Here is a 14,128-nt window from a genome sequence, read left to right on the forward strand (position 1 = left end):
GGTGTCCGATGCCGGCCCCGCCCCCGTCAGCACCGAACCCCGGATGATCCCACTCCGTCGCGCCCTGCCCGCGCTGGTCCGTGACCCGCTCGCCGCGCTCGTCGGCTTCGCGGACGACGCCGGTGGCGAGGTCGTCCGGCTCAACCTCGGCTCGTTCCGCCCCTACCTCGTCAGCCACCCTGAGCACCTGCAACGCGTGCTGAGGGACAACGTTGCCAACTACACCCGCGACGGGGACGGCCTGTTGTGGCGTCCGGTACGCCGGATCGTGGGCGACGCCATCCTGGTCGCCGAGGGCGAGATCTGGGAGTCCAGCCGGGGCGCGCTGCAACCGCTGTTCACCGCGAAGCGGGCCGAGACGCTCGTCGACCGGATGGCCGAGGCGATCAACGAGGCCGTCGACGAGTGGCTGGAGCCCGCCCGGGACGGCCGGCCGATCGACGGCGGCGCCGAGCTGACCCGGATCGTGCTGCGCACCACGATGCGGGTGCTCTTCGCCGACCGGATCTCGGTGCCGGACGCGCTGCGGATCAGCGCCGCGCTGGACACGGTCACCACCGCGATGCTTCCGCGCCTCCTGGTGCCCTTCGTGCCGTACGCCGTGCCGATGCCCGGTGACCGGCCCTTCCGGGAGGCGGTGCGGACCATCGACGAGGTGGTGCTGCCGATCATCCGGGAGGCGCGGGCCCGGCCCACCGACGGCGACGACATCATCTCCACCCTCTGCCGGCCCCGCGCGGACGGCAGCGAACCCGACGAGTACGCGATCCGCGGCGACGTCGTGGCCATGTTCTCCACCGCCACCGAGACCACCATCGCCCTGCTCTCCTGGCTCTGGCCGGTGCTGGCCTCCCGGCCCGACGTGGCCGAGCGGATGACCGACGAGATCGAGCAGGTGGTCGGCGCCGAACGGGTCGGCCGGGAGCACCTGCCTCAGCTGCGCTACGGCCGGATGGTGCTCGACGAGATGCTGCGGCTCTACCCGGCCGGCTGGATGATCCCCCGGACCGCCGTCGCCGACGACGTGCTGGGCGGGGTGCGGATCAAGGCCGGCGGCACCGTGCTGGTCAGCCCGTACGTCACCCAGCGGATGTCGACGTTCTGGGACGACCCGACGCTGTTCGACCCCGAGCGCTTCGCGCCGGAGCGGCCCCGGCGGCGCTACCGCTACTCGTACTTCCCCTTCGGCGGTGGCCCGCACCAGTGCCTCGGGCAGTACCTCTTCCTGCTGGAGGCGCAGCTCATCGTCAGCACCGTGCTGAGCCGCTACCGGTTCCGACTGCGCGAACCCGTCGGCCTGACACCCCGGCTCGGCGCCTCGCTGCAACCCAAGCAGCGGGCCGAGCTGATCGTCACCCCGGTCGAGCGCCCGGTCGTGTCATGACCGGCGCGCCGTGGCCCGTGCAGGCCGGGCCCGACGCCGTCGCCGAGCAGGGCCGGGTCTGCGCGCTCGCCGTGCGCGGCGTACGCGACCTGCAGGTTGTCACCGCCGCGCACCCGGAGCTGTTCGACGCCGCGCCGTTCGACGCCGCGCTGCTCAGCTCGGTGGCCACCGCGATCGCCTTCACCGCGCCGTGGCACACCGCCGCGCAGCTGCGGATCACCACCCGTACCCTGCTCTGGGTCTTCGCCGCCGACTGGCAGGTCGACTACCTGGCCCGGTCCGCCGACGACGTCCGGGCGATCGTGACCGACTGCCTGGCGGTCGCCGACGGCGCCGCGCCACCGCCGGGCCAGCACCTCGCGCGGCTGCTGGCCGACCTGCGCGACGAGCTGGAGTCCGTGCCGGCGTTCACCCGGCTGCGCCCGATCTGGCGCGACGAGTTGGCCCGGATGCTCGCCGCCGTGTCCCGGGAGTGGGACTGGAAGAACCTGCCGACCGATCCGACCACCGGGCGGCGTCTGCCGGACCTGGACCGCTACCTGGACAACGCCGACAACCTGGCCTGCTCCTTCGTCAACGTGACGCACTGGATCGCCACCGGCGACGAGCGGACACTCGCCCAGCTGACGGACCTGCTGGACGCCGGCCGGGGCGTCCAGCGGGTGCTGCGGCTGGTCAACGACCTCGCCACGCACGACCGGGACGCCGAGTGGGGGGACCTGAACGCCCTGCTGCTGGTCGACGACCCGGCCCGGGTGCACGCCCGGCTCGCCGAACTGACCGCTCGGTCCCGGGGGGACCTGGCCGCCCTCGCCGAGCGCTGCCCGCGCCAGGCGGAGTACCTGCACCGGCAGATCTCCTTCACCGGTGGCTTCTACGAGGTGTCGGACTTCTGGGGAGCTCGCGGTGAGTGAGGGCTCCTTCCGCGTACTGGCCGAGCCGGCCACCGACGCCGCCGCGCGCGAGCTGATCGCCGGCGTCGCGCTACGGCCGTGGGGGCAGGTCGCCCCCTCGGTGTACGAGAGCGCCCGGCTGGTCGCCGGCGCGTCCTGGCTGCCGGGACACCACCAACGGGTCGGGTTTCTGCTAAGCGGGCAGCGCCCGGACGGCGCGTGGGGCCCACCCGAGGGGTACGCCCTGGTGCCCACGCTCAGCGCCACCGACGCGCTGCTCGCGGTGCTGGCCGACGATGGCTGGTCCGGTGCGGACCTGCTCGCCCCGGTGGCGCGCGGGCTGGACGCGCTCACCGGCCGGCTGCTCGCCACGCACGCGCGGGCACTGCCGGACACCCCGGCGCTGGACCTCATCGTCCCGGCGCTTGTCGAGTCGGTTAACGACCGGCTGGCCCGGCTGGACCGGGCGCTCGCCGACCGGCTGCCCCGCCCGCCGTTGACGCTCCCCGTGGGCCTCGGCCCCGACCGGCTGCGCGCGGTACGGGCCGCGGTGGCCGCCGGGGCGGCGCTGCCGACGAAGCTGGCCCACTTCTACGAGGTGCTGGACGCGACACCGGCCGACGCCGGGCCCACCCTCACCGCAGTCGGCGCGTCGCCCGCCGCGACCGCCGCCTGGCTGACCGCCGCCGGCCCGGCCGCCGGCCCCACCGCGCACGCATTCCTGCGGGAGCTGATCCGCGACGGCGACGGGCCGGTGCCCTGCCCCAGCCCGATCACCGTCTTCGAACGGGCCTGGGTGCTCAGCGGGCTGCGCCGCGCCGGTGTCGCGATCGACCCGCCGGCCACCGTGCTGCGCACCCTGGCCGCCGCCACCGGTGCCGCCGAGGGCGTCGCCACCGGCGAGGGTCTGCCGACCGACGCCGACACCACGTCGGTCACGCTGGACGCGCTGGCCCGTCTCGGCCGCCCCGCCGACCCGGCCAGCCTGTGGGCGTACGAGACGGCGGACGGCTTCTGCACGTGGCCGGGGAGCGAGGACGGCTTTTCGGTCACCACCAACGCCCACGTGCTGGACGCCCTCGGTCAGCACGTGACCGCGCACCCCGACGCGGACGCGCGGTACCACCGGGCGGTCGAGCGGCTCAGCGTCGTGCTGCCGGCCCACCAGCTCGCCGAGGGCCCCTGGCAGGACCGGTGGCACGCCTCGCCGTACTACGCGACGGTCTGCTGCGTGCTGTCCCTGGCGGAGTTCGGCCGCGGCGGCGCGGCGGCCGAGGCGGTGGACCGGGCGGCCCGCTGGGTGCTGGAGAGCCAAGGTGCCGACGGCTCGTGGGGGCGCTGGGGCGGCACTGCCGAGGAGACCGCGTACGCGCTGCAGGTGCTGTTGGCCGCGCCGACGGGAGCGCCGCAGGTCGACGACGCGGTGGCTCGCGGCCACGCCTACCTGCACCAATCGTCCGATCAGCCGCACCCTCCACTGTGGTACGGCAAGGAGTTGTACTGTCCTACCGCGATCGTTCGCGCGACGGTGCTGGCGGCCTGCCGGCTGGCTTCCGTCCACCAGGCGGACACCGACCGTTCGGTGGTGGATTGTGGTTACCAGACAACAAAAACAACAACTTGAGGGGTTGTGTGGACACTGCTAGCGTACGCAGAGCCTCAGCCCCGATGCCCGCTGTGGCGGGACGTCGTCTTCCATGATCACCCGTTGATGAGCTGAGTCAACGCCCGGCCTGGGACGGTTCAATGCGTTCTCGCGGTACGAGTATCCGCACCAAGGTTGTCGCCCTGCTGCTCTCCCTGGTCGCGCTCTGGATGTTCGCGGCATGGGTGACTCTGCGCGACGGCTTCAACCTGCTCGGTGTCCAGCTTCTCAACAGCAAGGTCTACACGCCCAGTGAGCCGCTGCTGCAGGAGCTCCAGCTGGAACGACGGCTGACCCAGGCGTACCTGAGCAACCCCGACGCCGAGCAGCGCGCGGCGTTGGAGACCGAACAGCGCAAGGCCGCGCAGCTGGCCGGCGACTTCGCCGGCTCGGTCCGCAACTGGCAGGTCGACGTGGCGGGCAGCGCGGCGCTCGACGCCCAGTTGGACGCCACGATCGCGCAGATCGATGGGCTCAAGCAGACCCGCGCCGACGTGCTCGCCCGCAAGGTCGATCGGCTCTCCGCCGCCGACGCCTACACGGACGCGATCGAGTCGATCTTCCAGATCTACGACGTCACCGGCAGTCTGGACGACAAGGAGATCGCCGCCGACGCGGCCGCCCTGATCCAGCTCAACCGGATGAAGGAGCTGATCTCCCAGGAGGACGCGCTGCTCAGCGGCCTCTTCGGCAACGGCCGGATGAGTGGGCCGGAGTACGCCCGCTACACCAGCCTGGTCGGTGCCGAGCGGTTCCTCGGCGAGGAGACCCGGGCACGGCTCGCCGACGCCGATCAGCGCCGCTACCAGCAGCTCGTCGAGGGCGAGGCGTTCACCCGACTGCGCGCCGTGCAGGACAGCATCATCCACGAGGGCCGGCCGGCCACCCAGCTGCCGGTAAGCGCCGAGCAGTGGCGCGGCACGGTCGAGCCGGCGCTGGCCGAGGTGAACGACGCCGTCGCCGACGGTGGCGAGGGCATCGTCGGCCGAGCCACAGGCGTGGCAGTGATGGTCGTCGTCCGGCTGGTGCTCGCCACCGGTCTCGGTCTGCTCGCCGTCGTCGCCTCGGTCGTCGTCTCGATCACCACGGCCCGGACCCTCCTTCGCCAGCTGGAACGGCTGCGGCAGGCCGCCTGGCAGCTCGCCGACGAGCGGCTGCCCCGGGTGGTCGAGCGGCTCGGTCGCGGCGAGGAGGTCGACGTCGCCACCGAGGCGCCGCCGCTGGAGTTCGGCGTCGACGAGATCGGCCAGGTCGGCAAGGCGTTCAACGCCGTCCAGGAGACCGCGCTGCGTACCGCCGTCGAGCAGGCCGAACTGCGCCGCAACGTTCGCGAGGTGTTCCTCAGTCTGGCCCGGCGTACGCAGGCGCTCGTGCACCGCCAGCTCACCCTGCTCGACGCGATGGAGCGGCGGGAACACGACGCGGAGGAGCTGGAGGACCTGTTCCGGGTCGACCACCTGGCCACCCGGATGCGGCGTAACGCGGAGAACCTGATCGTGCTCTCCGGCTCCACCCCTGGTCGGGCCTGGCGGCGCAACGTTCCCATGGTGGACGTGGTGCGCGGCGCGGTCGCCGAGGTGGAGGACTACACCAGGGTCAACGTGCTGCCGCTCGGGCCCGTCTCGCTCGCCGGCCGGGCGGTCGGCGACATCATCCACCTGCTTGCCGAGCTGATCGAGAACGGCCTGTCGTTCTCGCCGCCGCACACCACGGTGGAGGTCCGCGGCCAGCTCGTGGCCAACGGGTTCGCCATCGAGATCGAGGACCGGGGCCTCGGCATGAGCGAGGAGGACCTGGCCACGGCGAACCACCGCATCGTCGACCAGTCCGAGCTGAACCTCGCCAACGCCGCCCGGCTCGGCCTCTATGTGGTGAGCCGGCTGACCGAGCGGCACGGCGTGCGGGTCCGGCTCAAGGAGTCGGCGTACGGCGGCACCACAGCCGTCGTGCTCATCCCGCTGGACCTGGTCACCGCGAACGGCACCAACCCGGAGGACGCCGGCGCGTTGCCGGCCGGGCCGACGGCCATCGCCCTGCCCTCGGGCCCGACGGGCACCGGCCCCACCGACGGCGGCCGTTCCGCTGGTAACTCGTCGGTCGCGGTGGCCGCCGCCGCGACGGACACGTTCGGTCCGGGCACGGCACAGCCGGTGGCCCCCCTCGCCCCGGCGCTGGCCGAGAGCAGCATCCCTACCGAGCAGCAGGTGGACGGAACCGACACCGACGTCGTACTCCCCACCCGGCAGCGGACGACCCTGGGTGCCACGGCGGCGGAGCTGCCCACCCGGACCCGGCGTGGCCTGGGCCAGCCGGCCCTGGAGGGGCCGACGGTGCCCACCGGCCTGCCCGCGGTGGACCGCACCGCGCCGAGCGGCGGCGGCAGCGAGCCGGGCGCCGGGCCGGTTCCGGCGCGGGCCGAGACGGACCTGACCGACTCCGGCCTGCCGGTCCGCGTCCGCCAGGCGAACATCGTTCCCGAGCTGCGCGACGACCCGGCGGCAACCGAGTCCGACGAGGAGGACGTGGTGCGGCCGCCGGAGCAGGTACGCCGGATGATGAGCTCGTATCAGACCGGCACCCGGCGCGGCCGGACCGACGCGGCGCGTCTGCTCGGTGGCGCGTCCGACGCCTCGCCGAGCGCGACGCCCGAGCCGACCGGCGAGGAACCACAAGCCACCTGACCGAGCGTCGGTGCTGCGGGGAGCCGCGCGGTGTGACGGTCAAGCCCAAGACGAATACGGCGCAACTGCCGGGCGAGAAGAGGACGACGAAGTGGCCCAGAAGACGGCTTCGAGTGCCGACCTGACGTGGTTGCTGGATGATCTGGTGGGCCGGGTGAAGCAGGCCGAGCATGCGGTCGCGCTCTCCACCGACGGACTGTTGATGGCTTCCTCGCAGGGGTTGAACCGCGACGACGGCGAGCACCTCGCGGCGATGGCGGCTGGCATCCAGAGCCTGGCCCGGGGCGCCGGCAAGCGCTTCGGGGGCGGGCAGGTGCAGCAGACCATCATCGAGATGCAGTCGTCGTTCCTGTTCGTCACCGCCGCCGGCCGCAACGCCTGCCTGGCGGTTCTCGCCAGCGAGGATGCCGACGTCGGTCTCATCGCGTACGAGATGGCGATGCTCGTCACCCGGGTCGGCAAGTACGTGGCCTCACCGTCGCGGGGCACCGAACAGTCGGCTGGCGAGAGGTAACGGCGATGACGGTGCAGGGGGAGTCCGCAGAGCATCAGTGGGTGGATGACCATGCGGGCCCGGTGGTGCGCCCGTACGCGGTGACGCGCGGGCGGGCCCGTCCGGTCACCGGCACGTTCGACCTGATCTCCCTGGTCACCGCGACCCGAGCCGACGTGACGCCGGAGGTGGGTCTCGGTCCCGAGCACCTGGCGATCGTCGGCCTGTGCCAGCGAATACAGTCCGTCGCCGAGATCGCCGCCCACCTCGACCTGCCGGTGGGGACCATCCGGGTGCTCCTCGGCGACCTGGCGGCCCGCAACCTCGTGCAGGTACGCGAACCGCAGACCACGGCCGGTCTTCCCGACAACAGCATCTTCGAGGCGGTAATCAATGGACTACGGGCACTCTGACCGGCCGGCGGGAGCGACGCCACTGCCCACCGCGATCAAGATCCTGGTCGCCGGTGGCTTCGGCGTGGGCAAGACCACAATGGTCGGCGCGGTGAGCGAGACCCGGCCGTTGCGCACCGAGGAGGTGCTGACCGAGACCGGGGTCGGTATCGACGACCTGTCCGGGGTGGAGGGTAAGACCACCACCACCGTGGCGATGGACTTCGGCCGGATCACCATCAGCGACGACCTGGTGCTCTACCTGTTCGGCACCCCCGGTCAGGACCGGTTCTGGTTCGTCTGGGACGAGCTGGCGTTGGGCGCGATCGGGGCGGTGGTGCTGGCCGACACGCGCCGACTGGCCGACTGCTTCCCGTCGATCGACTACTTCGAGGGCCGGGGCACCCCGTTCGTGGTGGCGGTGAACTGCTTCGAGGGCGCCCGCCAGTATCGGCTCGACGAGGTGCAGACCGCGCTGAACCTGGACCCGGGCGTGCCGGTGCTGTTGTGCGACGCCCGTCAGCGCGAGTCCAGCAAGGAGGTGCTCGTGACCCTCATGGAGCACGCCATGAAGACCCGCGAGGCCCGTCGCCGGGCTGCCCGCACGGACTGACGGAGTTTTTTCGGGGAGGCTGTCCGGAACGGCCCAGGCCGTTCGTCATGTTGGCAAACACCCGGACACCCGAGGGAGCGCCAGATGAAGTTCATGATGTTCGTCTGCACCGACACCGCACCGGACACCGACCCGACCGAGCTGCCCGACATCCACAAGTGGGTGGCGGAGAACGACTCCCGTGGCCGCCGCCTCACCGGCAACGTGCTGGCGCCGACAAGCGCGGCGACAATGGTCCGGGTCCGCGACGGGGAACTGCTCGTCTCCGAGGGGCCGTTCGCCGAGACCACGGAGGTCATCGTGGGCTTCGATCTGATCGACTGCGCCGACCTCGACGAGGCGATCGAGGTGGCGCGCACCCACCCGATGGCGCGTAAGGGGCGACTGGAACTGCGCCCGTACGCGGACCTGTCCGCCTGATCGGGTGAGCCGCACCGACACCACTTCCGGTGCGCCCGTCGGCGCGGCCGCGGCGGCTCAGGCCGTCGCGGCCGTCGGCGTGGACGCGTACCCCCGGATCGTCGCGACCCTGATCCGTGTGAGCGGGGACTGGGCGTTGGCCGAGGACTGCGCGCAGGAGGCCCTGGCCGTCGCGCTGGAGCGCTGGCCCGGCGACGGTGTGCCGGCCAACCCGGACGGCTGGCTGATGACTGTTGCTCGTAACCGCGCGCTCGACGTGCTGCGCCGGGCCGCCGTCGAGCGCCGCAAGCTGCACGACCTGGCGCTGCTCACGCCGGCCGACGGTCAGCCCGAGCCGGAGGTGGGGGAGGACGTGGTGGACGACCGGCTGCGGCTCATCTTCACCTGCTGCCATCCCGCGCTCGCCATCGAGGCCCGGGTGGCGTTGACGCTGCGGACCGTCTGCGGGGTGCCGACCGCCGACATCGCCCGGCTGCTGCTGGTAAGCGAGTCGACGATGACCCGACGGCTGACCCGCGCCCGGACCCGTATCGCCGAGGCGGGCATCCCGTACCGGGTGCCGAGCGGGCCGGCGCTCGCCGAACGGCTGCCCGGTGTGCTCGCCGTGCTGTACCTGCTCTTCACCCGGGGTTACGTCGCCGACGGCGAGCCGGCGTTCGCCGACGAGGCGGTCCGGCTGGCCCGGCTGCTCGACCTGTTGATGCCGGAGCAGTCCGAGGTCGCCGCGCTGCTGGCGCTGGTCCTGTTCCAGCACTCCCGGCGCGACGCCCGCCGCGACGCCGAGGGCAACCTGCTCTCCCTGGATCGGCAGGACCGCCGCCGCTGGGACCGGGCCGCCGTCGCCGAGGGGATCTCGGCGCTGGCCCGGGTCCGGGATGACGGACCGTACGCGTGGCAGGCCCGCATCGCTGCCTGCCACGCCACCGCGGAGTCCGCCGAGGCCACCGACTGGCAGGCGATCGCCCGCGCCTACGACGCTCTGCTCGGCCTCCGGCCGTCGCCGGTGGTGGCGCTCAACCGCGCGGTCGCGCACGGCTACGCGTACGGGCCGACGGCCGGACTGGTCCTGCTGGACGAGGCGCGTGCCGGGGGAGGGCTGGACGGTAATCCGGTGGCCGTGGCGGTGCAGGCCGATCTGGTGGCCCGGCAGGGTGACAGGTCGCGTGCCGCCGCGCTGTTCCGGGAGGCGGCGGCAGCTGTGGACTCGGCCGCCGAGCGGCGTGCCCTGCTCGACCGCGCTGCGGCTGTGCTGAGCACTCACCCCTAGACGAGTGATTCGGCACCCCGGCTGGGGCGGCGGTGGGCGCAGCCACCGGTCGGCAGTGACCGTCGGTCACCTCCGTGGAGGGCGGATGCGGTGGTGAGCGGTATACCTCACAGTCATATTCATGACTCTGAGGTATACCGCTCAACAGCACATCGCCCTGGCGGGCAGGGAGTGGGGACCTACCCGTCCAGCGCGCACCCCGGCGTGGACGGCGAAGGCCGCCCCCGGCGGAGCGGAAGCGGCCTTCGCCCAGCCGTACTTGCTCGTTCGGGGTGGGGGTCAGCCGAGCTTGGCCAACGCCAGGAAGCGGGTCCAGGACGCCGGGTCGAAGGCGAGCGTCGGACCGGCCGGGTCCTTGGAGTCGCGTACGCCGACGACGCCCGCGAGGTTGTCGGCCACCTCGACGCAGTCGCCGCCGTTGTTGCCATCCTTGCTGCTCTTGCGCCAGCGAGCGCCGGCCAGGTCCATGATGCTGCCGCTTCTGTGAGGAGCTTGAGGGACTGGGCACGCGACAGGGCGCCGTCGCGGATGCGTTCCCACCGTCTGTCGAGCTCAGCAACGTCGGCAGCCTTGTCGATGAGCTGCGCTTGCGCGCTACTCCGCGACGAAGGTTCCTGAGCCCGGTACGCCAACAACCAGTCCGCGGGACTTGAGAGCCTCCACGGCACGGGCGACGGTCCGTCGGGCTGACCCGTACTCCTGCGCCAGCGCGTCATACGTAGGTAGGCGCGAGCCCGGCCGGAACTCCCCGGCGGCGATGCGTCGAGTCAGGTCGTCCTCGATCTCTCGGGCCGTGTACGGGATGGGCACGGACGTCATGGTCCTTCCTACCCACTCGGACCCTGCTTGCACCTATGGCACTGCTTGACCTTCTGGCACTGCTGGCACTAGTTTGTGGGGAGTGAGGCGCGGCCCCTGGTGGACATCGAGTCGGCACGGGTCGCTGCCAGATAGAGGGTGCGTCGCGCCTCGTGGCAAGAGGCGGGCGTGCCGACCCTTTCGCGCGGAGGTGGTACCGATGCTGCCCGAGGACAGGTCCTGCAACTTCCCCCGTCGGGCCGGCAATCGACCCGACCGGCCGCCCTCGCCCGGTGTGCCGACCGCCGGCCCGGCCGGGCCACCGCGCCCTCCGTACCGTGGCCCGGGTCGCGTGCCGAACGTCGTACCGGAAGCACGCTGGCGCTCCCGGTGCGGCCCGGCGGTCGCGCACACCGCCGACGGCCCCCTGTGGATCTGCGACGCCTGCGGGCAGGACTGGCCCTGCCCCGCGCTGCGGGCGACCCCGACGGACGCCGCCCGCCGCGGATCGGCCTGACCAGCTGGCATCGCGCCCGTGCCGTTCGACTCCGGGCGCCCTGACCGCAAGCCCTCCCTGGGGATGCACGGCGAAGGCCGCCCCCGCCGTAGCGGGAGCGGCCTTCGACCAGCCGTACGCGATCAGTTGGCGATCATGCGGCGCAGCACGTACTGCAGGATGCCGCCGTGCCGGTAGTAGTCCGCCTCGCCCGGGGTGTCGATCCGCACGACGGCCTCGAACTCCACGCCGGTGTCGGTCGTGACAGTCACCGTGCGCGGGGTGTCGCCGTCGTTGAGAGCGGTCACCCCGGTGATGGTGAACATCTCGGTGCCGGTCAGGCCCAGCGACTCGGCGGTGACGTCCACCGGGAACTGCAGCGGCAGTACGCCCATGCCGATCAGGTTCGAGCGGTGGATCCGCTCGTACGACTCGGCGATGACCGCCCGGACGCCCAGCAGCATGGTGCCCTTGGCCGCCCAGTCCCGCGACGAGCCCGACCCGTACTCCTTGCCGGCCAGGATGACAAGCGGGATGCCGGCCTCCTGGTAGGCCATCGAGGCGTCGTAGATCGAGGTCTGCTCGCCGGTGAGGTGGTTGACGGTGAAGCCGCCCTCCACCCCGGGCACCAGCTGGTTGCGCAGCCGGATGTTGGCGAAGGTGCCCCGGATCATCACCTCGTGGTTGCCCCGGCGGGAGCCGTACGAGTTGAACTCGTGGCGCGGCACGCCGTGCTCGGCGAGGTACGCGCCGGCCGGCGAGTCGGCCTTGATCGAGCCGGCCGGCGAGATGTGGTCGGTGGTCACCGAGTCACCAAGCTTGGCCAGCACCCGGGCGCCGGAGATGTCGACGACCGGGCTCGGCTCCGGCTGCATGCCCTCGAAGTACGGGGGCTTGCGCACGTAGGTCGAGTCGTCGGCCCAGGCGAACGTGTCGCCGGTCGGGGTGGGCAGCGACTGCCACCGCTCGTCGCCGGCGAAGACGTCGGCGTACGCGGCGCTGAACCCGGTCGCGCCGATCGCCTGGGCGATGACGTCCTGGATCTCGGCGCTGTTCGGCCAGATCTCGCGCAGGTAGACCGGGTTGCCCTCGGTGTCCTCACCGATCGGCTCGTTGGCCAGGTCGATGTCCATCGTGCCGGCGAGGGCGTACGCGACCACAAGCGGAGGGGACGCCAGGTAGTTCATCTTGACGTCCGGGTTGATCCGGCCCTCGAAGTTCCGGTTGCCGGAGAGCACCGAGACGACCGACAGGTCGTGCTCGTTGACCGCCGCCGACACCTCCTCGGGCAGCGGGCCCGAGTTGCCGATGCAGGTGGTGCAGCCGTACCCGACGAGGTTGAAGCCCAGCTTGTCGAGGTAGGGCGTGAGACCGGCCCGCTCGTAGTAGTCCATGACGACCTTGGAACCCGGCGCCAGGGTGGTCTTCACCCACGGCTTGCGGGTCAGGCCCTTCTCCACGGCGTTGCGGGCCAGCAGAGCGGCACCGATCATCACCTGCGGGTTGGACGTGTTGGTGCAGGAGGTGATCGCCGCGATCACCACCGCGCCGTGGTCCAGCTCGTACTCGACGCCGTCGGCGCCGGTGACCCGGACCGGGTTGCTGGCCCGGCCGCCCGCGCCGACCGCAGCGGTCTCCAGGTCGCGCGGCTCGTCCGCCGGGTCGCTGAACTGGTTGGCGGGCGGGTCGCTGGCCGGGAACGACTCGGCGCTGGCCTCGTCGGCCGGTCCGTTCGCACCCACCGGCAACTGCTCGCGCGCCACACCCGGCTTGAGGTCACGCTCACCGACGGAGTCGTCGGCGACGTAGTCGGTGAGCGCCGAGCGGAACAGCGTCTTGGCGGCGCCCAGCGGCACCCGGTCCTGCGGGCGCTTCGGGCCGGCGAGCGACGGCTCGATGGTGCCCAGATCCAGCTCCAGGCGCTCCGAGTAGGCCGGCTCCGCCGCCGGGTCGTGCCAGAGGCCCTGCTCCTTGGCGTACGCCTCGACGAGCGCGACCTGCGCGGCGTCGCGGCCGGTCAGCTCCAGGTAGCGGATCGTCTCGGCGTCGATCGGGAAGATCGCGACGGTGGAGCCGTACTCCGGGGACATGTTGCCGATGGTGGCCCGGTTGGCAAGCGGCACAGCGCTCACGCCGGGGCCGTAGAACTCGACGAACTTGCCGACCACACCGTGCTTGCGCAGCATCTCGGTGATGGTCAGCACCAGGTCGGTGGCGGTGGTGCCGGCCGGCATCTCGCCGGAGAGCTTGAAGCCCACCACGCGGGGGATCAGCATGCTGACCGGCTGGCCGAGCATCGCGGCCTCGGCCTCGATGCCGCCGACGCCCCAGCCCAGCACGCCCAGGCCGTTGACCATCGTGGTGTGCGAGTCGGTGCCGACAACCGTGTCCGGGTACGCCTGGCCGTTGCGCTCCATGATGGTGCGGGCCAGGTACTCGATGTTGACCTGGTGCACGATGCCGGTGCCCGGGGGGACGACCTTGAACTCGTTGAACGCGGTCTGGCCCCAGCGCAGGAACTGGTAGCGCTCCCTGTTGCGCTCGTACTCCAGCTCGACGTTGCGGGCGAACGCGTCCTCGCGGCCGAACAGGTCGGCGATCACCGAGTGGTCGATGACCAGCTCGGCGGGGGCGAGGGGGTTGACCTTGGTGGCGTCGCCACCCAGCTCACGTACGGCCTCGCGCATGGTGGCCAGGTCGACCACGCAGGGCACGCCTGTGAAGTCCTGCATGAGCACCCGCGCCGGGGTGAACTGGATCTCCACGCTCGGGTCGGCGGTCGGGTCCCACCCGCCGAGCTGCTCGATGTGGTCGGCGGTGATGTTCGCGCCGTCCTCGGTCCGCAGCAGGTTCTCCAGGAGGATCTTCAGGCTGTACGGCAGCCGCTCGTGGCCGTCCACCTTGTCGATCTTGAAAATCTCGTAGCTCGCGTCTCCGACGCGTAGCTGGGTCTTCGCACCGAAGGTGTCGAGGCTCGCCACGTCGTACTCCTTCACACCAGCGACCGTGAGTAGTCCTGAGCAGTCTGTCGCACCGGCCGGGGTGC

General features: G+C 72.0%; 13 protein-coding genes and 1 pseudogene. 10 read left to right on the top strand and 4 right to left on the bottom strand.

Annotated features, from left to right (window positions below; genetic code table 11):
* Positions 1–46: 46 nt before the first annotated feature.
* The 9 genes from ACLQ26_RS29825 (at position 47) to ACLQ26_RS29865 (ending at position 9,788) form a co-directional block, all read left to right on the top strand.
* Complete coding sequence (locus ACLQ26_RS29825) at positions 47–1,384, top strand: cytochrome P450 (RefSeq protein ID WP_425747734.1); 1,338 nt, start codon at positions 47–49, stop codon at positions 1,382–1,384.
* A complete protein-coding gene (locus ACLQ26_RS29830) occupies positions 1,381–2,298 on the top strand; it encodes a terpene synthase family protein (protein ID WP_425747675.1) in 918 nt (305 codons plus the stop codon). The genes ACLQ26_RS29825 and ACLQ26_RS29830 overlap by 4 nt, the downstream gene beginning before the upstream one ends.
* Positions 2,291–3,901, top strand: coding sequence for a prenyltransferase (locus ACLQ26_RS29835; RefSeq protein WP_425747676.1), 1,611 nt, complete (start codon positions 2,291–2,293; stop codon positions 3,899–3,901). Before ACLQ26_RS29830 ends, ACLQ26_RS29835 begins: the two co-directional genes overlap by 8 nt.
* 122 nt (positions 3,902–4,023) lie before the next feature.
* Positions 4,024–6,603 (top strand): nitrate- and nitrite sensing domain-containing protein, encoded by a 2,580-nt coding sequence (locus ACLQ26_RS29840; protein WP_425747677.1) that lies wholly within the window; start codon positions 4,024–4,026, stop codon positions 6,601–6,603.
* A 91-nt stretch (positions 6,604–6,694) separates the two neighbouring features.
* Positions 6,695–7,117: a roadblock/LC7 domain-containing protein gene (locus tag ACLQ26_RS29845; protein ID WP_363689674.1), complete on the top strand. Its 423-nt coding sequence runs from the start codon at positions 6,695–6,697 to the stop codon at positions 7,115–7,117.
* A gap of 5 nt (positions 7,118–7,122) precedes the next feature.
* Positions 7,123–7,509 carry a DUF742 domain-containing protein gene (locus tag ACLQ26_RS29850; protein ID WP_007462630.1) on the top strand — a complete coding sequence of 129 codons (387 nt, stop codon included), beginning with the start codon at positions 7,123–7,125 and terminating at the stop codon, positions 7,507–7,509.
* Entirely contained in the window at positions 7,490–8,101 is a 612-nt protein-coding gene (locus ACLQ26_RS29855; protein WP_425747678.1) for a GTP-binding protein, read from the top strand. The genes ACLQ26_RS29850 and ACLQ26_RS29855 overlap by 20 nt, the downstream gene beginning before the upstream one ends.
* Before the next feature lie 84 nt (positions 8,102–8,185).
* A complete protein-coding gene (locus ACLQ26_RS29860; RefSeq protein ID WP_425747679.1) occupies positions 8,186–8,521 on the top strand; it encodes a YciI family protein in 336 nt (111 codons plus the stop codon).
* 4 nt (positions 8,522–8,525) lie between these two features.
* A complete protein-coding gene (locus ACLQ26_RS29865) occupies positions 8,526–9,788 on the top strand; it encodes an RNA polymerase sigma factor (protein WP_425747680.1) in 1,263 nt (420 codons plus the stop codon).
* A gap of 279 nt (positions 9,789–10,067) precedes the next feature.
* Here ACLQ26_RS29865 and ACLQ26_RS29870 read toward each other — a convergent pair whose 3' ends face one another.
* The 3 genes and pseudogenes from ACLQ26_RS29870 to ACLQ26_RS29880 form a co-directional block, all read right to left on the bottom strand.
* On the bottom strand, positions 10,068–10,256 hold the full coding sequence (locus ACLQ26_RS29870; RefSeq protein WP_425747681.1) for a DUF397 domain-containing protein: 189 nt from the start codon (positions 10,254–10,256) through the stop codon (positions 10,068–10,070).
* Positions 10,250–10,387, bottom strand: a pseudogene (locus tag ACLQ26_RS29875) (XRE family transcriptional regulator); the annotation flags it as partial. The gene ACLQ26_RS29870 and the pseudogene ACLQ26_RS29875, both read right to left, overlap by 7 nt.
* Positions 10,383–10,607: a winged helix-turn-helix domain-containing protein gene (locus ACLQ26_RS29880; protein ID WP_425747683.1), complete on the bottom strand. Its 225-nt coding sequence runs from the start codon at positions 10,605–10,607 to the stop codon at positions 10,383–10,385. The pseudogene ACLQ26_RS29875 and the gene ACLQ26_RS29880, both read right to left, overlap by 5 nt.
* Before the next feature lie 331 nt (positions 10,608–10,938).
* Here ACLQ26_RS29880 and ACLQ26_RS29885 point away from each other — a divergent pair, with 331 nt between their 5' ends.
* Complete coding sequence (locus tag ACLQ26_RS29885; RefSeq protein WP_425747685.1) at positions 10,939–11,103, top strand: hypothetical protein; 165 nt, start codon at positions 10,939–10,941, stop codon at positions 11,101–11,103.
* 122 nt (positions 11,104–11,225) lie between these two features.
* Here ACLQ26_RS29885 and ACLQ26_RS29890 read toward each other — a convergent pair whose 3' ends face one another.
* On the bottom strand, positions 11,226–14,078 hold the full coding sequence (locus tag ACLQ26_RS29890) for an aconitate hydratase (protein WP_425747686.1): 2,853 nt from the start codon (positions 14,076–14,078) through the stop codon (positions 11,226–11,228).
* Between the last annotated feature and the right edge of the window lie 50 nt (positions 14,079–14,128).

The organism is Micromonospora sp. DT43, assembly GCF_049841645.1.
GTDB lineage: Bacteria > Actinomycetota > Actinomycetes > Mycobacteriales > Micromonosporaceae > Micromonospora.